The organism is Segatella copri, from assembly GCF_026015625.1.
GTDB lineage: Bacteria > Bacteroidota > Bacteroidia > Bacteroidales > Bacteroidaceae > Prevotella > Prevotella copri_H.
In genome coordinates this window covers 1,040,646-1,060,960 of sequence record NZ_JAPDVG010000001.1, presented here as the reverse complement: position 1 = coordinate 1,060,960, position 20,315 = coordinate 1,040,646, and the positions used below count along the sequence as shown (strand labels likewise).

General features: G+C 46.1%; 18 protein-coding genes. 6 read left to right on the top strand and 12 right to left on the bottom strand.

Annotated elements, in window-relative coordinates; genetic code table 11:
- Positions 1-136 precede the first annotated feature (136 nt).
- From ONT19_RS04605 to rho, 10 genes are all read right to left on the bottom strand, one after another.
- Complete coding sequence (locus ONT19_RS04605; RefSeq protein WP_264952181.1) at positions 137-988, bottom strand: hypothetical protein; 852 nt, start codon at positions 986-988, stop codon at positions 137-139.
- Between the two features lie 43 nt (positions 989-1,031).
- Entirely contained in the window at positions 1,032-1,472 is a 441-nt protein-coding gene (locus tag ONT19_RS04600) for a hypothetical protein (protein WP_187360506.1), read from the bottom strand.
- Between the two features lie 49 nt (positions 1,473-1,521).
- Positions 1,522-1,923, bottom strand: a complete 402-nt coding sequence (locus ONT19_RS04595; RefSeq protein WP_254971841.1) for a hypothetical protein — start codon at positions 1,921-1,923, stop codon at positions 1,522-1,524.
- Positions 1,924-1,949: 26 nt separating this feature from the next.
- Positions 1,950-2,777: a hypothetical protein gene (locus ONT19_RS04590; protein WP_134844615.1), complete on the bottom strand. Its 828-nt coding sequence runs from the start codon at positions 2,775-2,777 to the stop codon at positions 1,950-1,952.
- On the bottom strand, positions 2,755-2,964 hold the full coding sequence (locus ONT19_RS04585; RefSeq protein ID WP_117662222.1) for a helix-turn-helix domain-containing protein: 210 nt from the start codon (positions 2,962-2,964) through the stop codon (positions 2,755-2,757). Before ONT19_RS04585 ends, ONT19_RS04590 begins: the two co-directional genes overlap by 23 nt.
- A 328-nt stretch (positions 2,965-3,292) precedes the next feature.
- On the bottom strand, positions 3,293-4,375 hold the full coding sequence (locus ONT19_RS04580; protein ID WP_118119345.1) for a site-specific integrase: 1,083 nt from the start codon (positions 4,373-4,375) through the stop codon (positions 3,293-3,295).
- 124 nt (positions 4,376-4,499) lie between these two features.
- Positions 4,500-5,432: a helix-turn-helix domain-containing protein gene (locus ONT19_RS04575; protein ID WP_264952182.1), complete on the bottom strand. Its 933-nt coding sequence runs from the start codon at positions 5,430-5,432 to the stop codon at positions 4,500-4,502.
- Between the two features lie 310 nt (positions 5,433-5,742).
- Positions 5,743-7,158, bottom strand: a complete 1,416-nt coding sequence (gene mnmE, locus ONT19_RS04570; RefSeq protein ID WP_264952183.1) for a tRNA uridine-5-carboxymethylaminomethyl(34) synthesis GTPase MnmE — start codon at positions 7,156-7,158, stop codon at positions 5,743-5,745.
- Positions 7,159-7,169: 11 nt separating this feature from the next.
- Positions 7,170-8,042, bottom strand: coding sequence for a nucleoside phosphorylase (locus ONT19_RS04565; RefSeq protein ID WP_264952184.1), 873 nt, complete (start codon positions 8,040-8,042; stop codon positions 7,170-7,172).
- Positions 8,043-8,303: 261 nt separating this feature from the next.
- Positions 8,304-10,523 (bottom strand): transcription termination factor Rho, encoded by a 2,220-nt coding sequence (gene rho, locus ONT19_RS04560; protein ID WP_264952185.1) that lies wholly within the window; start codon positions 10,521-10,523, stop codon positions 8,304-8,306.
- 151 nt (positions 10,524-10,674) lie between these two features.
- On the opposite strand from rho, the gene ONT19_RS04555 reads away from it, so the two are divergent.
- The 6 genes from ONT19_RS04555 to ONT19_RS04530 all read left to right on the top strand — a co-directional run bounded on the left by ONT19_RS04555 (position 10,675) and on the right by ONT19_RS04530 (position 16,875).
- Positions 10,675-12,495 carry an ABC-F family ATP-binding cassette domain-containing protein gene (locus ONT19_RS04555; protein ID WP_264952186.1) on the top strand — a complete coding sequence of 607 codons (1,821 nt, stop codon included), beginning with the start codon at positions 10,675-10,677 and terminating at the stop codon, positions 12,493-12,495.
- 90 nt (positions 12,496-12,585) lie between these two features.
- Positions 12,586-13,191 carry a ribosome biogenesis GTP-binding protein YihA/YsxC gene (gene yihA, locus ONT19_RS04550; protein WP_022120663.1) on the top strand — a complete coding sequence of 202 codons (606 nt, stop codon included), beginning with the start codon at positions 12,586-12,588 and terminating at the stop codon, positions 13,189-13,191.
- Positions 13,192-13,220: 29 nt separating this feature from the next.
- Positions 13,221-14,204, top strand: coding sequence for a Gfo/Idh/MocA family protein (locus tag ONT19_RS04545; protein WP_022120662.1), 984 nt, complete (start codon positions 13,221-13,223; stop codon positions 14,202-14,204).
- A 156-nt stretch (positions 14,205-14,360) separates the two neighbouring features.
- Entirely contained in the window at positions 14,361-15,434 is a 1,074-nt protein-coding gene (locus ONT19_RS04540) for a DUF4421 domain-containing protein (RefSeq protein WP_218458678.1), read from the top strand.
- A gap of 18 nt (positions 15,435-15,452) precedes the next feature.
- A complete protein-coding gene (locus tag ONT19_RS04535) occupies positions 15,453-16,313 on the top strand; it encodes a DUF1460 domain-containing protein (protein WP_264952187.1) in 861 nt (286 codons plus the stop codon).
- A gap of 25 nt (positions 16,314-16,338) precedes the next feature.
- Complete coding sequence (locus tag ONT19_RS04530; RefSeq protein WP_117694203.1) at positions 16,339-16,875, top strand: hypothetical protein; 537 nt, start codon at positions 16,339-16,341, stop codon at positions 16,873-16,875.
- A gap of 62 nt (positions 16,876-16,937) precedes the next feature.
- Here ONT19_RS04530 and ONT19_RS04525 read toward each other — a convergent pair whose 3' ends face one another.
- Positions 16,938-18,584, bottom strand: coding sequence for a tetratricopeptide repeat protein (locus ONT19_RS04525; protein ID WP_264952188.1), 1,647 nt, complete (start codon positions 18,582-18,584; stop codon positions 16,938-16,940).
- A gap of 4 nt (positions 18,585-18,588) precedes the next feature.
- Positions 18,589-20,262, bottom strand: a complete 1,674-nt coding sequence (recN, locus tag ONT19_RS04520; RefSeq protein WP_264952189.1) for a DNA repair protein RecN — start codon at positions 20,260-20,262, stop codon at positions 18,589-18,591.
- Positions 20,263-20,315: the final 53 nt, after the last annotated feature.

The window sequence follows — 20,315 nt, the reverse complement described above, 5'->3', positions numbered from 1 at the left end:
GACTACACCCTTTATCCAAGTCTTCAAAAGAGACATTTGAGATAGTGTTACTTATAAGAAGTTTTTTAACTCGTAGAGAACAAACAGTTGCCCCGGAATCTTTCAAATAAAATAGCTCCTCACCGTTCTCCAATGATTATGATTCGCATAAATCCTTGTATTTCTCCCAATAGGCATCGAATTCCTCTTTGCTAACCAACATATTGGTTTCTATCGAATACAAGTCATATTGCAGGATGATGGACATCGGAGGATTGTGTTTGATGAAATCTTCTGGAAAGCAACCATCTATTTCGACATTAGCTACGCAATAGTTGCCATCCGCAGAAATTGTAATAGCCCTTGATACTCTCACGCAATCAAACTCGCCATAGCAAACCGTGTCGAACACCTTTATCTTGAAATAGAACTTGTATATCAATATTCTATTGTTGCATGGAAGTTGTTTTCTCAGACGGATGCACAAATGAGCCAAGGACAACAAAAAACTTTTCTTGGCATCCTTTGGAGACATTATCAGCGTGAAGTACTTGCCAAGCTGACCTACGGAATGCACTTCAACTTCTGTTTCTGGGGCTTCCTTGGAGACAAGTATCTTGACTTCATTCACCGCCTTGCTCCAAATCTCGACGTAATCAGGAAAAATAAGGTAATAGTAGCTGCTGAAAAAGAACTCCTTCGTCTCAGGCTTGTACTGTATGAAGAAGTTGGCAGAATCAAAAGATTCGGTAAACTTTTCTTCGTGCATGATGTAAGAATCATCGGGCGACTTCTCACAAACCGTACTAAGCATCTTGACTCGCCTCTTGAACCATATTTTGTATCTTTTGGCAAAGAGAACAAAAGCAATCGAGACAACAGCCCAAACGCCAAGTACGACAACACCGATAATATCCGAGCAGATATGAGTGATGACACCTATGCCATATATGATGACAATGCACCATAAAACGACCATTCCAAGTTTAGACATTATTTTTTCTATCATAAAGCTATTCGTTTTTGTGGTTTTTTGAATCCACGATTTTCTGTTATCTATGATACAGGCAGTGCCCTTTTCTGTAGTCTTCGGGAGATAATCTTTTTTTGTTTTCAAACGCCATTTTATAGTCTTTCATATACCATTCCCATGCTTCTTGCATTACATAGTCCTTGTCATATAATATCCAAATTAACCTGTCCCATTCGTAGTTCGAGGCTTTGGGAACCATCGTTACTTTACTTCCTTTTTTACCGCTTGGGCGATTGGCTTTTACTTGATACCTTATATTTCTATAAACGAAATCCGTCCCTTTGGCAACAGCAGTTTTATCTCTCATGTAATCAGAGTATTCTTTTTCTGACATACCAACCAACATTGCTGCATCATATTCAGAAATGGAACTTGTAATAGACGGTGCAACTCCAAAACTTGCTTGCCATTGCAAAGCAATATCTACAAGTTTATCTCTTAGCATTATTTTTTCTTCCATAGTCGTGAAAAATTGAATTTACGAATTTGCAGTTCACAGAAAGTGAATATTAATGTCTATTTTTCTTTTTGTTGGCATTTTTATTTGCCTCTAACCAAAGCAGGAAAGACAACAGGAAACATATAAGAGCAACATATTTTCCTCTATTTATTCCCGAATCACGACAAAAGACTCTATCAAGTTTCTCATCGTAGAAGAACGTGGTGTTGTTAAACCCAAGCTGTAAACTGTCACTCTTGTTTATGACAGTATCGTATTTTTTACCTTGGTAAATAATGTCTGCCGATGGGTGATGTCTTGAGCCACTTCGCAAATCCAAATTTATTATCTCACAAGCGATATTGCTTTGTGTTGTAGAGATTTTAGTTTCTCTATCAGATACTATAAACATATATGCAGTAAAAAGTCCGACAGCTATGTTTATCATAGCCACAACTATTTTTCTTCCCATAGCTTTCCTTATTTGTCCTTGCGGATTTATAAATTATTGCATTGTTCCATGAGAATTTTATCTATCATAGAACATTTCTTGAAAAAGGGATATGTATGATAAAAGTCCTTCGGGTCAATGGAGTCAGAATCTTGCTCCATCATCCATGCCGAAACGATTAAGACCATCATTTCGTAGTTCGCCTTTTCTTTCTGCCGTGGAGACAATCGTTTCAATGCTTTCCGAAGCCCTTCTATCTTTTGGGGATATTTCCGCAACATTCGGCTTAATCCTTCAGAAAGGGTCTCGTCATACGTCTCATCGGTATGCGACAAGCAATGCCTTATCACCAATATGTAGTCCTGCTCTTCGGAATGTTCTTGGGCAAAGAAATCACCATCTATGATTCGGCTGAGAAATAGGCTGTCGGTATTCGTTTCTTTCTTGCCTTTCAATTCTATCCTTCTTATGCTTTTGTCACAGAAAAGGACTCCATCAGTAGAAGCGTTTAGTGGATAGATATAACATTTTTCTCGCCCTCTTTTAAACAAGTATTTTATATCATAGAAGATTTCGCCAGTCACAGTTAGCGTATCAGCCTCTAATGAAGCAAAGTAAAATTCTTCGATTTTATTTTTGCCAAGTGCTTTGTTACTTTTGGAGATTTCCAATGTGCCAGTGGTGTCATTATCAAATGTAAGTTTTACAGATATTGTTGTGTCAGAAAGTTTCACATCTCCGACATAACAACATATACCTTTTCCAAAAGTAGCTGATTGACATCCCATACTGCATAGAAACAGTATGGTGATGCTTGTCAAAATGATAGCTTTTCTTCTTCCCATAATCACTTTAAACATTACGTTCTTTTTCATTCGTAATAAGTTCTTTCATATCCACAGACAGTAATTGTGCAATTTCAAGAAGTGTGGTAAGGTTAGGTTGAGAGCGGTTGCATACGTAAGCATTGACCGTACTGAAACTTCTTCCCAACTTCTTTGCAAGCCATGTTTGGCTTATCCCTTTGTCCTCTAAGACTGCTCTTATGCGATTTAACTTCATCTTTTTATCGTTTTTATGCTACAAAAATAACGTTTTATTTTGATAATCCATCCAAATCCCTTGAATATCTGCTGTATTCCGTCGTAATTTAGACAAAATAGAAATATAATCTGCAAAAATGGAACTAAGCAATTGATTTCCCAATATGGGAAGATACATATATGCGTTTATGAATATGTTCTTTTTGCCATACTCTTAAAATGACATTACATGAAAATTACTGTTGGTAACTACTCTTTTACCTTTGCAAAGACTAATCTTAATATTTTGTAAAATCACAGCATAAAATGTTGTTTTTCAGAAATTAGATTTAACTTTGCACTCGAAATCAAAGCGTTCTTTGTATATTGCAAAGTTGTGAAAGAAAAAGAATATAGCTCGTTTCTAAATCGTTAGCAGTCACATTCTTTAAAATACTCAACTCGCTGATATTCAATAAATAAAAGAATTTACTGTGACTCAAGCAATGGAATGAAAATGGCTTGGTGATTCCTGCCTTCTTCAACCATGCTTTAAGGGGATGGTTAATCATGCTGCGCTTCAATCCCTTGAACACGATACCCGTGCTTGGTTCACCACATAGTTCGTATGCCTCGTTGCTGATAGGCAAGGTTGCCTCGGTCTGAGTTTTCTGGGTACGAATACGCAAGCAATAGCCTTGGTCGGGAGCTATCTCGAAGTCTTCCCAACGCAATTTTAAGATGTCGCTGATTCGCAATCCAGTGAGGCAAGCAAAGAGGGAGGCAGACTTCAGTACAGGTATATCGCAAGGTGTAGCTGCCAACTGCTTTACTTCATCGAGGGTAAGAAACTCCTTCTTTACATCTTGTGGCTCAATCTTGTCCAGATAGTCATTGATGTTCTCACGAAGCCACTTGTCACGATAGGCGATTTTTAAGAGACCACGGAAAGTAGAGTAGTAACCTGCTGCAGAGTTGAGAGATACCTTTTGTTTTGTTCGATTCAACTGATTTGCATTCAGAAGATACTCTCTGAACTTTTTGCAAAGTTCCACTGTCACATCCCCAAATGTACAATGACCTTGAACAAATTTGAAGAAATGCTTGTAGACACATGTCCACTTGTCATCTTTCTTATGTGTCATCTTCTCAAAGTATGCCAAAAAATCAGCTTTCTGTCGTGTTTTGTCCAAAAAACCAAATTCTTCGTTGATGAGTGATTGGGTTCTGATACAACGGATGGCCTCTGCTTTGTTGAGCATATCTGTATTAAACTCACGTTCCATCTCATTCTTTGGATGAGCATAGATATAGATACCTAAATATTCCCTGCGACTCATTTGCATAGTCTCAGGGTTGCGTACTGGTGGATAGAAATCCAAATAAAGAGAAATACGGTCGTTTTTAATCGCTCTTTGGCGAAGAGAAACTCTTGTACATGTATTTACCATGATGTTTACTTTTTATAATGTGATACTTATGTTTCATATATGATCCCGTATTAAGAGATCTTTGAAATCGATTGCAAAATAATAGAGTTATGTAATGGGGTACAACTTAACCTTTTGAAAACCGCTAAATAACCTTAGGCTTGCCGATAGCTTTCTCTAAATCTCGCTTGGAAATCTTGATATACTTGCCAATCTTCACCTTTTCAATAGCGAATTTCTTGATACGCTTATAGATCTGGTCCTGACTTAAACCATACAACTTCATGGCCTCCGGTATTGTATAATAAAGTTGGTCTTCTACGGATTCACCTTTTGCCAATTGTACATGACGCTTGGAATACAGAACATTGTTACCTTCCATTTTTCTTGGAATAGCATTGTGACTAACGAAACTATATACGGCCGTTTTCGTCATACAATATTTCTGTTGAATGTCCATAACAGTCATCCATTCACTGATGGTTGGATCTGGAGACAGGTGTGCAAAATAATCATCCACCTCTTTCTTGTTCCAATATACTCTTCCTTGTATGGATATTCTTGAAATCTTGACTTTCTTGACTATCTCATAGATGGCGGTCTCGTAAGTGTTGTGGACTTCTGCAATTTCCTTGGCAGAGTAATATTCTGGAACAGGTAGCTCTCGGTTTGCATGAACAGCTTCTTTTGAAGCACTTTTTTTTGTGGTGTATGGCAAACTATCAACAAGATAATCTATATCTCGCTTTCTGATTAAAGATAAACGAGAAGTAATCTTGGATGCTCGCAACTTACCACTATACACCATATTATATATGGTCTGTCTGCTTAGTCCCAAAAGTATAGCGACCTCTTGAATAGTGAGGTATTCTTTCATGAGGATTTCAGACATGGATTTCTCGGAAGCTTTTCGGTGGCTCATTGTCTCAGCCATCTTTACTTTCTCCTCACGCCTTGCTGCCTTATAGGCATAACTGTTGCATTGCTTGGAGCAATAACGAGTTGTGGATTTTGATGCATAGAAGCTCTTACCACAATACTCGCAAATTTTTAGAATTCTTTCTTTGCTTGCTGTCATTTGTACGCTTTTTATACATTTTTACTTAATTTATTGTAGAAAAAGTCGTCTGTCATTACTCCGTTTATTTTCAATAGTCTTATATCATCGTCCATCATTGTCCAAAACTCTCGGCAATCTTGCACTCATTTGCCAAAAATGGAATCTCAAATTATTACTTTTGAAAAGTGGAGGTACAAGAGCGGTACAAAAAGGTGCTAAAAAAACCTTACCATTGATTATAACCAATAGTAAGGCTAAAAAGAAAGGTGCTCAAAATGAGCACCTTAACTATCATTTGTTATCGATATTAATCGTTGTTTATCACGACTTATTTTCCGATGCAAAAGTGCTTGAAGATATTATTTAGCGTTTCCTGGCTACTGATCTGTCCGCCAGTGATTTCACCCAATTCTTCCAATACCATTTTCAGGTCTTCGGCGATGATGTCGCCGCTCATGCCCATTTCCATCGACTCCAATACTCGGGAGAGGGAATCATGGGCACGGAGAAGGGCCTCGTAATGGCGGGCACTCGTTATGATGACGTCGTTCTCGGTAATCTCAGGAATATCAGCGGCTCTTACTAATGCCTGCTCCAGGGATGAAACGTTCTCGCCCGTGCGGGCACTGATGAAAAGTGGGGATTCTGCTTCAGTGGATTCTGATTCACTGGAATCTGAGCCACAGGAATGGGTGAATTTATCGAACGCAAGTTTATCATTCTCAAGTTTATCCATCTTATTAAATACCACCAGCAGCTTCTTGCCCTGGTTCTTCAGCTTCATCTCCTCGATTTCTGAGGCTGACGGCTGCTCATCTAATAGCCAGATTACTATCTTCGCCTCTTCCATCTTCTGGAAAGTGCGCTCTATTCCGATGTTTTCTACCACATCATCCGTCTTGCGGATTCCGGCTGTGTCAATAAAGCGGAAGGTGATTCCGTCGATGAGGGTGGTGTCTTCGATTACATCTCGGGTGGTTCCATGAATGTCGCTCACGATTGCCTTCTCCTCGTGGAGCAGACGGTTGAGCAGGGTGCTCTTGCCCACATTCGTCTTGCCTACGATGGCTACGGCTACTCCCTGCTTTAGGGCATTGCCGGTTTCGAAGGAGTGGGCGAGGGTGGTAATCTTGTGATTGATTTCTTCGGCTAGTGCCTGGAGTTCGCTGCGGTCGGCAAACTCCAGTTCTTCGTGGTCGCTGAAGTCGAGCTCCAACTCAAGGAGCGAAGTCATCTTTAATAATTTTTCGCGCAGCAGGGAGAGTTCGTTGCTGAAATGACCCTTCAGTTGGCTGAGCGCCATCTTGTGGGTTGCCTTGTTGGTAGAGGCGATGAGATCAGCTACGGCTTCTGCCTGAGAGAGGTCCATCTTTCCGTTGAGATAGGCACGACGGGTGTATTCGCCCGGTTCTGCCTGGCGACATCCTACCTCTGTAAAGCGATGGAGAACCTGCTGAAGAATGTATCGGCTGCCATGACAGGAAATCTCGGTGGAGTTCTCGCCTGTATAACTGTGGGGTGCACGGAACACGCTCACCAGTACATCATCGATGGTGTTGCCATCCTTATCCTTGATTTCGCCATAATGCAGAGTGTAGGGCTTGGCTTCTTCCAGGGATTTGCCGTTGGCAGACTGGAAGATTTTGTCGGTGATGGTAATGGCGTTAGAGCCACTGAGTCGGATGATTCCGATGGCACCGCCGGCTGGGGTTGCCAGGGCGCAGATACATTCTTCTTGATTCATTTTTTTATTGTTTAAATTCTATCTAATACAACCTTGATGAGATTGCCGATGGTGCTCTTGTAGCCGGTGTTGGCGCTGAGGGCACGGCGGTTGGCGATGACCATGCAGCAGGTTAATGCCTTATGACCGAGGAGAAGGGAAAGACCGGCGAGGGCAGAACTCTCCATCTCGAAGTTGTTGACGCGCAGACCGTTATACTCGAATGCTTCAATCTTCTGATTAAGTTCCGGGTCGGCAAGTGGGGCACGGAGTTCGCGGCCCTGAGGTCCGTAGAAACCGCCACAGGCTATGGTGATTCCGCGTACCATATCATCGCCGGCTATCTGGTTGAGCAGTTCCTGATTGTTGTCTACACAGTATGGGTTGCCAATCTGGTCGTTCCATTTTACCTGGCGCTTGAATTCTGCCTCTGTTTCGAGGTCGCAGATTTCGTTGCGACGGGCATAGAAGTTGATGAGTCCGTCAAAACCGATGCTCTTCTGCGAGGCTACGAAGGTTCCGGCAGGGCAGTTGAGCTGCAGGCCGCCGCAGGTTCCGATGCGCACGAGGGTGAGCGTGGTGTGCTCGGGTTTCTCGGTGCGGGTTTTGAAATCGATGTTCTTCAGCGCATCGAGCTCGTTGACTACGATATCGATATTATCGCATCCTATTCCGGTGCTCTGCACGGTGATTCGCTTGCCTTTATATGTGCCGGTGATGGCGTGGAATTCCCGACTTGAAACTTCGCATTCCTTCTCATCGAAATGGGAGGCTACGAGGGCTACGCGACCTGGGTCGCCAACGAGGATTACTTTATCAGCCACTTGTTCCGGGCGTAGATGAAGGTGGAAGCAGCTTCCGTCTTCATTGATAATCAATTCAGATTCTGCAAAATATTTGCTCATGGTTCTTTTGATTTTAAGTTATACATTATTTATATTGGGGCTTTGCGCCCCTCTGTGTTTAAGATTAGCAAAGATACGAATAAAAAATGAAATGGAATATTTTTTTAATGATTTTAAACAGTAAAAAAGCACGAAGGGCAAATCCCGAAAATGGAACTTGCCCTTCTCTTTCAAATCTCTCTTCTTTTATATCTAGTAAAGACTGCCGATGAACGGAGCCTTTTGCCGGATATTCAGATATGGTTAAACCCGGATGAGGGGTTATGAATTCATAGAGAGCAGGAACTCGTCGTTGTTGCGAGTATGCTGCATATTCTTGTGGATGGTGCTCATCGCCTCGATAGCGTTCATATCTGACAGATACTTGCGCAGAATCCACATGCGGTCGAGCGTTGTCTTGTCCTGCAGCAGATCGTCGCGACGGGTAGACGAAGAAATGAGGTTGACAGCAGGGAAGATGCGCTTGTTGCTGAGTGAGCGGTCGAGCTGCAACTCCATGTTGCCGGTTCCCTTGAACTCCTCGAAGATGACTTCATCCATCTTACTACCTGTATCGATGAGGGCAGTAGCGATGATGGTGAGCGAACCGCCGCCTTCGATGTTACGCGCAGCACCGAAGAAACGCTTAGGCTTCTGGAGGGCGTTTGCATCTACACCACCGGTAAGCACCTTACCAGATGCAGGAGCTGTGGTGTTGTAGGCACGGGCGAGACGGGTGATGGAATCGAGGAAGATGACAACATCGTGTCCGCATTCTACCATTCTCTTAGCCTTCTCGAGCACGATTCCGGCAATCTTGACATGGCGCTCTGCTGGCTCGTCGAAGGTAGAGGCGATAACCTCTGCATTCACGGTGCGTGCCATGTCGGTAACCTCCTCAGGACGCTCGTCGATGAGCAGCATCATGAGGTAAGCCTCAGGATGGTTGGCTGCGATGGCGTTGGCAATATCCTTCATGAGGATGGTCTTACCGGTCTTAGGCTGAGCCACGATGAGCGCACGCTGACCCTTACCGATTGGCGAGAAGAGGTCTACGATGCGGGTGCTGAGATTGGTGGTGCGGCGGTCGCCACAGAGATTGAACTTCTCATCAGGGAAGAGTGGGGTGAGGTGCTCGAAAGGAACACGGTCACGAACCTCTGACGGGTCACGGCCATTGATCTTGATGATGCTGGTGAGCGGGAAGTATTTCTCGCCCTCGTGAGGCGGACGCACCTTGCACTCGATGACATCGCCAGTCTTCAGACCGAACTTCTTGACGAAGCTGGATGCTACATAAACATCGTCCGGTGAAGAAAGGTAATTGTAATCGCTGCTGCGCAGGAATCCGTAGCCCTCTGAAATCACTTCGAGCACACCGTTGGATTTCACGAGATTGCTGAAATCGTAAGCTGGTGCTTCCTGCTTGTTCTTGGCTGCAGGGGCAGCAGCAGGTGTGTGCTGGTGAGAAGTCTGTGGAGTGGTAGGACGGTCGAAGATGTCGACAGTAGGAATGGCAGCCTGGTCTTCGATAGGAATGTCGACTACCGGGATGAAATCGGTTCCATCGCCCGGATCACCCTTCCAGGTTCCGTCTGCATCGAGTTCTACCTTCATACCTTCAGTATAGTGGATAGGAGCTGACTCCTGTTTCTTATCGTTTGCAGTTTTTTCAGTAGCTTCTTCCTTTGCCTCCTCAGCTGGAGCCGGAGCTGCTGCCGGAGCTGGAGCTGCTGCTGCGTTCTGTGCATTCATCTTAGCCTGGAGCATCGCCTGCAAATCGCCGCTGATGTCAGCGCTCTCAGCGTTTCCTGCAGAGAACTGCTCTTCAGGAACGGCAGCTTGCTCAGGTGCTGCCTGCTCAGGAGCAGTCTGCTGGTTATCGGCTGTTGCCTCTTCCGGCTGTTCTGCCTCAGTAGCAGCCTGCTGGTTAGCCGTCTCCTGTGCATCTTTCGCCATCTGCGCTTCTATCTCGGCTTTTACCGCCTGATGCTTTCTGATGGCAGCTGCTCTGGCTTCTGCAATGGCTTCGAGTTCAGCCTTGCTTCTTCTGCCGCGGTGTTTCGGGAAGTTGGCAAGTACCTGAGCCTCGATGTCTTCGCCTGATTGGTTTAGAGTCTGCTTCTGGGCAGATGATTGTAAACTCTGCTCTGCCGGGCTGAACTGGATTTCTTCCTCAACCGCTGGGGCTGGGGCAGTTTCGTTCATAGCCTGAGGAGCAGTCTCGCCGCCGTTAGGACCCAATACCTGGTTCTTCTGCACGTCGAAATTCTCTCCTTCATTACCGTGTACGGAATAAACACGGTCTTCTTTCTTGGTTGCAATGCGGGTGCGCTTGCGCTTAGGGGCTGCTTCAGAAGCTGGCTGTTCTGCCTGGGCGTCGAGAATGGCGTAGACGATAGTTCCCTTGTTATCGCTCTTCTTTACCTTGGCTCCAAGTTCCTTGGCAATGTCCTTCAACTGAATGACACTCTTTGCTTGTAATTCTTCTTTGCTATACATATATTATATATTGTATATTAATGATTTTCTTTCTGAAATGTCGCGTTTCTGAATGGAAACACGGTATTGATTGATAAATTCGTGTGCAAAGATAATTAAAAAATTTGTTTCTGCCAAATATTTTGCCTATCTTTGCACAAAAAAAATAAAAATGGCTAGTCAAATACCCTATTTAGACGTTCAAAACCTCACCAAACGCTTTGGTGCACAGGTTCTTTTTGATAATATTTCCTTCTCTATCGCTGAAGGACAGAAAGTGGGACTCGTGGCGAGAAACGGCACGGGAAAGTCTACGCTCATGTCGGTGCTGATGGATAAAGAGGGACACGAGAGCGGAGACATCATCTACCGACGCGACTTGAAGGTGGGCTATCTGGAGCAGTCGCCGCAGTTTGATCCGGAGGAAAGTGTGCTGCAGGCATGCTTCAATCATGAGGATGATCCGGAGAAGGTGCTGAAGGCGAAACAGATTCTCACACAGCTGCACATTACCAACCTGGAACAGCCGATGGGACAGCTCAGCGGCGGACAGCAGAAGCGAGTGGCGCTGGCGAATGTGCTGATTACGGAACCCGACTTCCTGATGCTGGACGAGCCGACCAACCACCTGGACCTGGAGATGATAGAGTGGCTGGAAGGTTATCTGAACCGCGGCAACAAGACCATCTTCATGGTAACGCACGACCGATTCTTCCTGGACAAGGTGTGCAATACGATTCTGGAACTAGACGACCGCACCATCTACACCTACCGCGGCAATTATGCCTACTATCTGGAGAAGAGGCAGGAGAGAATGGACAATCTGAGAGCCGAAATTCAGCACTCGAAGAATCTCTACCGCAGGGAACTTGACTGGATGCGCCGCCAGCCTCAGGCGCGCGGACACAAGGCAAAATACCGCGAGGATGCTTTCTACGAGCTGGAGAAGGTGGCGAAGCAGCGCATAGAAGACAGGCAGGTAAGCCTGAAGGCTTCTACCGTTTATATAGGTTCGAAGATTTTTGAATGCCAGTATGTGAGCAAGGCTTTCGACGACAGGGGACAGAAGAAGGTGATTCTCGACAACTTCTACTACAACTTTGCCCGCTTCGAGAAGATGGGTATTGTGGGTAATAACGGAACGGGAAAATCGACCTTCATCAAGATGCTGCTGGGCGAGGTTCAGCCCGACAGCGGCAAGTTTGACATCGGCGAGACGGTTCGCTTCGGCTATTTCTCGCAGGAGGGACTGAAATTCCGTGAAGACCAGAAGGTGATTGACGTGATTACGGAGATTGCCGATTACATAGATCTGGGCGGCAAGCACATGACGGCTTCGCAGTTTCTGCAGTTCTTCCTCTTTACGCCCGAGGAGCAGCACAACTACGTTTACAAGCTGAGCGGCGGCGAGAAACGCAAGCTCTACCTCTGTACGGTGCTGATGAGAAATCCGAACTTCCTGGTGCTGGACGAGCCGACTAACGACCTCGACATCCAGACGCTGCAGGTGTTGGAAGAATATCTTCAGGATTTTGCGGGTTGCGTCATCGTGGTGAGCCACGACCGCTATTTTATGGACAAGGTAGTAGACCATCTGCTTGTTTTCAAGGGCGAAGGCGAAATACAGGATTTCCCTGGCAACTATACGCAGTACAGGGAATGGAGCCGGATGCAGGCGAAGGACGAGGCGGAACAGGCGAAACCGGCAAAGAGCGGAAATGCAACGGCAGAAAGTGACGGAGCAGGCACGGCCAAGCGCGACGCCAACTTTGAGAACAAGCGCAAGATGAGCTACAAGGAGAAGCGCGAATATGAGCAGCTGACCCAGGAAATAGACGCGCTGACCGAGGAACAGAAGAAGCTGGAAGAGGAACTCTGCAGCGGAAATCTATCGGTTGAGGAACTGACGGAGAAAAGCAAGCGCCTGCCTGAAATCAAGGATGAACTTGATGAGAAGGAAATGAGATGGCTGGAACTGGCTGAAATGCTCTAGACTTTGAACTTTGAGCGTTGAACATTGAACTTTATGATTAGTTGATGTGCGGCCGTTAATAATAAACATTTATAAAAGAAAATAGAAAGAATGGAAATTAAGAAATCAGAATTTACAATATCGGCTCCACGAGTGAGCATGTGTCCGAAAGATACGAAGGCTGAATATGCTTTCATCGGCAGAAGTAATGTGGGAAAATCGAGCCTCATCAATATGCTCTGCAACCACAAAGGTTTGGCTAAGACTTCAGCCACACCGGGTAAGACGCTGCTTATCAACCACTTCATCATCAACAACGAATGGTATCTGGTTGACCTTCCTGGCTATGGTTTCGCCAAGCGTTCGAAGACCGTACAGAAGCAGCTGGAACAAATGATAAGCAGTTATATTCTGCAGCGCCAGCAGTTGGCTAATGTCTTTGTGCTCATCGACGTGCGCCACGACCAGCAGAAGATAGACCGCGAGTTTGTAGACTGGCTGGGCGAGAGCGGCGTTCCTTTCTGCATCGTCTTTACCAAGGCCGACAAGTTGGGTCCGGTCAAGGCTCGCATGAATGCGGAGAAATGGATGCATGCGCTGGAAGACCGCTGGGAAGCACTTCCACCTTATTTCATTACCAGTAGTGAAAAGAAGATGGGACGCGACGAGGTGCTCGACTATATTGACGAAATCAACAAATCGCTCGCCGGAGAATAATCTTTCGGGAGAGAATAAACCAATAGAGAATGAAACAGATTAATTGGGGATTTATCGGCTGCGGAGAAGTAACCGAAAAGAAAAGCGGACCGGCTTTCAACGAAGTGGAGGGTTCGCAGGTGGTGGCTGTGATGAGCCGAAGCGAGAACAAGGCACGCAGCTATGCTGAGCGCCATCATGTGCGCAAATGGTACACGGATGCATCGGAATTGATAGAAGATCCCGATGTGAATGCTGTTTACATCGCCACGCCACCTTCTTCTCACGCCACCTTCGCTATCATGGCGATGCGTGCGGGCAAACCCTGCTATATAGAGAAACCGCTGGCAGCGAGCTACAACGACTGCATCCGCATCAACCGCATCAGCGAGCAGACGGGTGTTCCCTGCTTTGTAGCTTACTATCGCCGTTATCTTCCTTACTTCCAGAAGGTAAAGGAGATTATCGAGAGCGGAACCATCGGTAACGTGGTGAATGTTCAGGTGCGCTTCTCGGTTCCTCCGCGCGATCTCGACTTTCAGAGCGGCAAGGAAATGCCTTGGCGACTGCAGCCGGATATTGCGGGCGGCGGCTATTTCTACGACCTGGCTCCTCATCAGATAGATTTGCTCCAGAATCTGTTTGGTGTGATTACCCGTGCGCACGGCTATCCTGCCAACAGAGCGCATCTTTATCAGGCTGAAGATACGCTCTCGGCGTGCTTCTTCTTTGAGAGCGGAATTCCGGGCAGCGGAAGCTGGTGCTTCGTGGGACATGAGAGTGCGAAGGAAGACTGCATCGAGGTGATTGGCGAGAAAGGTTCGCTCTCATTCTCGGTGTTCACTTACCAGCCGATAGAAGTGATTACGAGCGAAGGAAAGAACTTGATTACGGTTCCGAATCCGCCTTATGTGCAGCTGCCGCTCATCAAGAGTGTGATTCAGCATCTGCAGGGAATAGGAAAATGCGACTGCACCAGCGTTTCGGCTACGGCTGTCAACTGGGTGCTGGACCGAGTATTGTGGAAGAACTGATTTTTTTACAAAATCATCATCAGGATTAGAGCGTAAGTTATGAAGAGATGTTTCTGTATAGTAGGATTTATCTGTTCCCTCGCCTGCACTTCGGCAAGGGCTGGGGAGCCCGTGGATTCTACCATGCTGGGAACGCTCTTCAACAAGACTATGTTCATGTCCAATTCCCAGGACAGCCTCGTGAAAGAGCGCCATCGCAAAACCTTCTTCCATCAGGTGGGAGATGTGTTCACCCGGTTCTTCAGAGAATTCAACAGTACGGATTCGGCTTATATCGAAGACCAGCATTACAATTATACGGTGATGCTGCAGAACACCAATACCTACGAGGAATATACGCTCAGGAACAGCGAAGGACAGAGCATTTCCTTCTCGCCTGATCCTTCTTACCGCCTGGGGCCTTATCTGGGCTGGCGATGGGTGTTTCTGGGTTATACGTTCGACCTGAAACACATTAATTTCAGGAATAACCACACTAATAAAAAGGAGTTTGACCTGAGCCTCTACAGCAGTCTGCTGGGAATAGACCTGTTCTGGCGACAGACGGGAAATGACTATCATGTTCTGCGGATGAATCTGGGTGAGCACATCGATTGTGACCCTATCCGCAAGGCTCCTTTCGACGGTTTCAAATCGAGCATCAAGGGATTCAATCTTTATTACATCTTCAACCATCGCCGCTTCTCTTATCCTGCCGCCTATTCGCAGAGTACGGTGCAGCGGAGAAGTGCCGGTTCCATGCTTCTGGGAATCGGTTACACGGAGCATGAACTGGAGGTGAACTGGGATAAACTGACCAATCTTGTAGATGAACGGCTGAACAAAAATCTGACAAACGGGGGAACTCCGGAAGCCAAGATAGACAGTTCGCTGATGTTCAGCAAGGTGAAATACAGCGATGTGAACGTAACCTGCGGCTATGCTTACAACTGGGTTTTCGCCAAGAACTGGCTCTTCAACGCTTCGCTCTCGGTAGGTGTGGCTTACAACAGCTCGAAATCGGATAATGAAAGGGAACATCTGGACATTACCAACTTCAGTTTCAAGAATGTGAACCTGGATGGAATAGGCCGCTTCGGTATTGTGTGGAACAACACGCATTGGTACGCGGGCGCCAGCACCATCATCCATTCCTACAACTATAAGAAAAAACAGTTTTCTACCAACAATTCGTTTGGCTCACTCAATATTTATGTGGGTGTGAACTTCGGCAGGAAACGTCATCATTAACATATTAAAAGAGAAGAGATGAAAATATTTACGAAAATGGCAGCTGTCGTGCTGGCTTGCGTGCTGGCTGTTCCGGGAGAAGCCAGGGTGAATGTTGTTTATCAGCGGCAGGACAGTCTGCGGATTGTAGAACTGCTGCAGCAGGCAAGGGCGATGAAGAAGAAACCAGCCAGTTGGATGCTCTGGTTTGGCAAGCAGATGGCGGGCGTTCCTTATGTGGGCGGCACGTTGGACCGGACGAAGGAAGAGGTGCTCATCGTGAACACCCGTGAGCTGGACTGCACCACATACGTAGAGATGGTTACGGCGCTCACCCTGTGCGCCAAGAAGAACGAGACTTCTTTCTTGGCTTTCTGTGAACATCTCCGAAATGTGCGTTATGTGAACGGAGAGATTTCCTATGTGAAGCGCCAGCATTATTTCACGATTTGGATGGATGCAAACGAGCGCGAGGGAATCGTGAAGAATATTGCGCCCAATCCTCCTTTCTCGGCCGTTCAGACCGTGAACATCAACTTGATGAGTACGCATGTTTCGAGCTATAAGATGCTTAAGGCTCATCCGGAATGGAAATCGGGAATCAGAAAATTGGAACAGAGTGTGAACGGCAAGCGTTACCGTTATGTTCCGAAGGGCAAGATTGCCAACACGGCAGTTTTCCGCAACGCTATTCACGATGGTGACATTATCGCCATCATTACCAACAAGAAGGGGCTCGACACGACCCACATCGGTATTGCTTCCTGGCACAAAGACGGATTGCATCTGCTCAATGCCAGCAGCATTCACAAGAAGGTGATTGATGAACCCATGACACTTTATACTTACATGCACAAACATCCGGTTCAGATAGGAATCAGGGTTTGCAGAGTTCAGTAAAAAAATATTAGAAAAGAAAAGATAAATGGAAGAGAAAAAGAATTTTGAAGCGATCTTCAAGGAAGATCTTTATCAATATCTGCTGGGTATTGATAAGGTAGATGCTCATTTGCCGGAAGCTCCGGATTTGGAAGAGCTGTGGCAGAAAGTAGGCGAGAGTTATCTGCCTGATGCGATTCGCGAGTTTGCCAAATATCCTACGGTTTCATTGGGTTGGATCATGTATGTAGGAATGGCGCTTGCCAAGTATTGGGATGAGGATTGGGAACTCTACAGCAAGGTAGAGAATCATTATGAATATCTTCGTGACAGAATAGATTTCGACCACATGGACGATTACATCTGCGAAAAGGTTCTGCTGCTGAATGAGGAAGCGCATAAGGCTGTTACGAATGTGGTTGCAGAATGTGCTTCGCGCTCTTACAGCAAGCTGATTCATCTGAATCTGCAGCCTGGAAGCGAGGAAGCCTTCCGGGGGTTCGTTGCCGCCCTTCACCAGATGTTCCTCATGGGAATAGCCGTAGAGCTAAAAATGCTGGGTTACCACATGACTAAAATGTAAAAGAAAGTCCGTAGGCGTTCTGTTAAAATGCCTACGGACTTTCTTACTTATTACTAAAATAATTACTTCATTTTCTTGAGATATTCTCCAGCGCGGGAATCGCCGAGTTCCTGGGCTTTCTTCAGGTTCTTGATGGCCTCTTCCTTATTTCCTTTCTCCTTCTGGAGCAGACCTAAGAGAAGGTAGCCGTCAGCATATTCAGGAGCTAACTCTATGCAATGGGTGGCTGCGCTGATTCCTTCATCATAACGCTTTACACGCAAGTCAAGACTTGCCCATTCTGCAAAATATGTAGGCTCTTTAGGAGCCAGGTAACAGGTGCGGGCAATATCAAGCAGGGCTGGCTGCCACATGCGTAACTTGGTTTCGCATTGGTAACGGGTGTAGAAGAAGGCTGGCGAAACAGGACGGGCAATGGAATCGTACATATTATAATCCTGAATAGCGCGGCGGAATTCACCCTGCTCCTTCAGAAATTCTGCACGAGCCAGATAGTAATTCGCAACCATTCCGGTCTTGCTTCCAACGCTTACCGCACTATCGAGCAAAACTTCAATCTCCTTGGCAGGAGCCTTGAGATTCTTCTTAGCCTGGGCAGCCTCAAAATAGAGTTCGCCGCTGAGAAGTGAAGTATTGGTCAAATCCATGAAAGTATCGTAAGCTTTCTGATACTCACCCTTTACAAAATTAATCTGCGCTTCCTGATGGCGGTAAATAGGCTGAGCCTTGATTTCGTATGCCTTCTGAGCCTCAGCTATGGCCTTGTTAAGCGTCCAGTCCTTATAAACAGAATCGCCCTTGTAAATAATCTTCTGATAAATCAGGTCGGCATAGTTGGAATGAGCCTCATCCTTGGCAGCCGATTTCTTAATGCTTTCTTCCATCAGTTTGGCAGCTGCATCATATTCTGCCTTATCCGTCAGATAAGCGGCTTTCTCCTTGTAACCGAAGGCTGAAGTAGGGAATTTGCTGATAAACTCATCGCTATATTTCGCATACTCATCAGCTGTAGTCTGGCCTTTCTTCAGAGTCATCATCGTCATCGCTTCGTTCTCTGTATCAGGAAGAGCTGTACGGATGGTGGTTTCGCGAAGGGCTGCATCAAGACTCGAAAGACCGGTTACCTTCAGTTGCTTGGCGTAGTTGGCGTCGATGGCCGTAACCTGTCCATTGCTGTGCATCAGACCGATGACCTGGCCGTTCTTGTTGGCAAACGGACAACCTACTGCATTTTCGGGAGCACTATTCGAGAAGATGTAATAGTTGTACGTAGTCTTGAACTTCTCTACGCTGCTGATATCCTCCTGCTGGTAAGCCGGCTTCTTGATAGAATAAGGAACCAGCCAGACCTTGTCGCCAGCAGCCGATTCCTTGGTTGCAATAGGGGCTGCAACTGTAGAGGCGTTGATACGGAATTTAGCCACATCGTAGAGCTCGTCGGCTCCCATGATAGCCTCAACAGGAATCGATTTGCCGGAAGCGTCAACAACGCTTGCCTTTACAGCTCCGACAAATGGCTTAAAGGTGCTGATAGCCGTTCCCTTGTTGTCGATAAAAACACCTTGGGTAGAGGCGATAATGTCGCCTTTCTGATTGAAAGTAGTCAAGGTGAAAACGCTCTTAGCCAGTTTCTGGACCGAACCCGGCTGGGCATAGAGGGACGATGCTCCGAGCATCAGTCCCATCATGATCATATTTATTTTTTTCATAATCTTATTTGTGTTGCTTGTGTTTATTGAGCAACTCCTTAGCATTTGCCAGGGCAGCAGGCGTAATGTCGCTTCCGCTGAGCATCTGGGCGATTTCTTCTATACGCTGCTGCTCGTTGAGTTCCTTCATGTGAGAAAGAGTTCCCTCTTCGGTTTCTTCCTTCAGAACCTTGTAATGATGGGTTCCCATGGAAGCAATCTGCGGCAGGTGGGTGATGGAAATAACCTGGCGGTTCAGGTTGCCCATCTCTGTCATGATTTCCGCCATCTTTTCAGCAATCTTACCGCTTACTCCCGTGTCGATTTCATCAAAGATGATGGTTGGCAGTTTTACGGCGCCGCTGATCATGGCCTTCAGAGAAAGCATGACGCGGGCAATTTCTCCACCGGAAGCAACCTGGCTGACCGGCTGGAGAAGCGTGCTCTTGTTGGCGCTGAACAGGAAATTGACCTTGTCAACACCATCAGAACTGAGCGGCTTGGCGGAGAATGAAATTTCGAAGCGGACGTTTGGAATTCCCAGAGGAATGAGACGTTTCTTCATTTCTTCTTCTATCTTTCTTGCCGATTTCGTTCGGATGGCAGTCAGTTCGCTAGCTTGCTTTTCAGCCTTGACAAGCAGAAGGCCAACTTGCTTTTCCAGCTCTTCTATGTCTTCATCTCCATTATCGATGTGCTGCAACTGTTCGTTGATTCGCTCGCGAGTGTCGATGAGTTCTTCTACATTTTCCACATGGAATTTCTGCTGGAGCGAGTAGAGCTGGTCAAGCCGGGAATTGATGGTTTCAAGCCGGTTCGGGTCAAACTCTATATTGTCAACGCTTCCGCTTATTTCCTGGGCAATATCCTTGAGTTCTATATAGCTGCTCTGCATTCGTTCAGCCACCTCCTTCACATCCGGATAAACCTCCTTGATGTTGTCAATCTGCTGGGCTGCATTCTTCAGTTTGTCAAGAATGCTGCCGTCTTCGCCCGAGAGTGCATTATCTGCTTCATAGAGCGCAGTCTTGATGTCTTCAGAATGGCTCAGGGTTTCTGCTTCCTGTTCCAGTTGCTCAAGTTCGCCTTCCTGCAGGTTTGCATCATCCAGTTCCTTAAACTGGAAGCGCATGAATTCCTCGTTCTCCCTGTTCTTTGCGATTTCCGCTTTCAGGTCTTCCAGCTGTTGCTTAGCCTTTTTATAGTTCTTGTATTCGGCAAGATAAGCCTTCTTCTGCTTTTCATCGTGGGCAATAATGTCGACCACGCTGAGCTGGAAGTCTTCCTTCTGCAGTAGGAGGTTCTGGTGCTGCGAATGAATATCGACGAGCTGTTCGCCCAGTTCTCTCATCTTGCTCAGGGGGACGGGCGTGTCGTTGATGAAGGCACGGCTTTTTCCGGCAGCTGTCAGTTCGCGGCGGATGATGGTGTCTTCTGCATCATAATCAATATCGTTAGCATCGAAGAAATCCTGCATTCCGTATTTTGACAGGTCGAAGTGGGCTTCTATCACGCATCGGTCTCTTCCTGCCTTGATGGCCTTGCTGTCAGCACGGTTGCCCAGTAGCAGTCCGATGGCTCCGAGAATGATGCTCTTTCCGGCACCCGTCTCGCCCGTGATGACTGAGAATCCTGGATAAAGAGGAATGTCCAACTCGTCAATCAACGTGAAATTCTTGATGTATAATTGCTTGAGCATAATTTCTTATCTTATTGTTTTTAAGGAACTTAACCTTTCTAGGAAGATTCTTT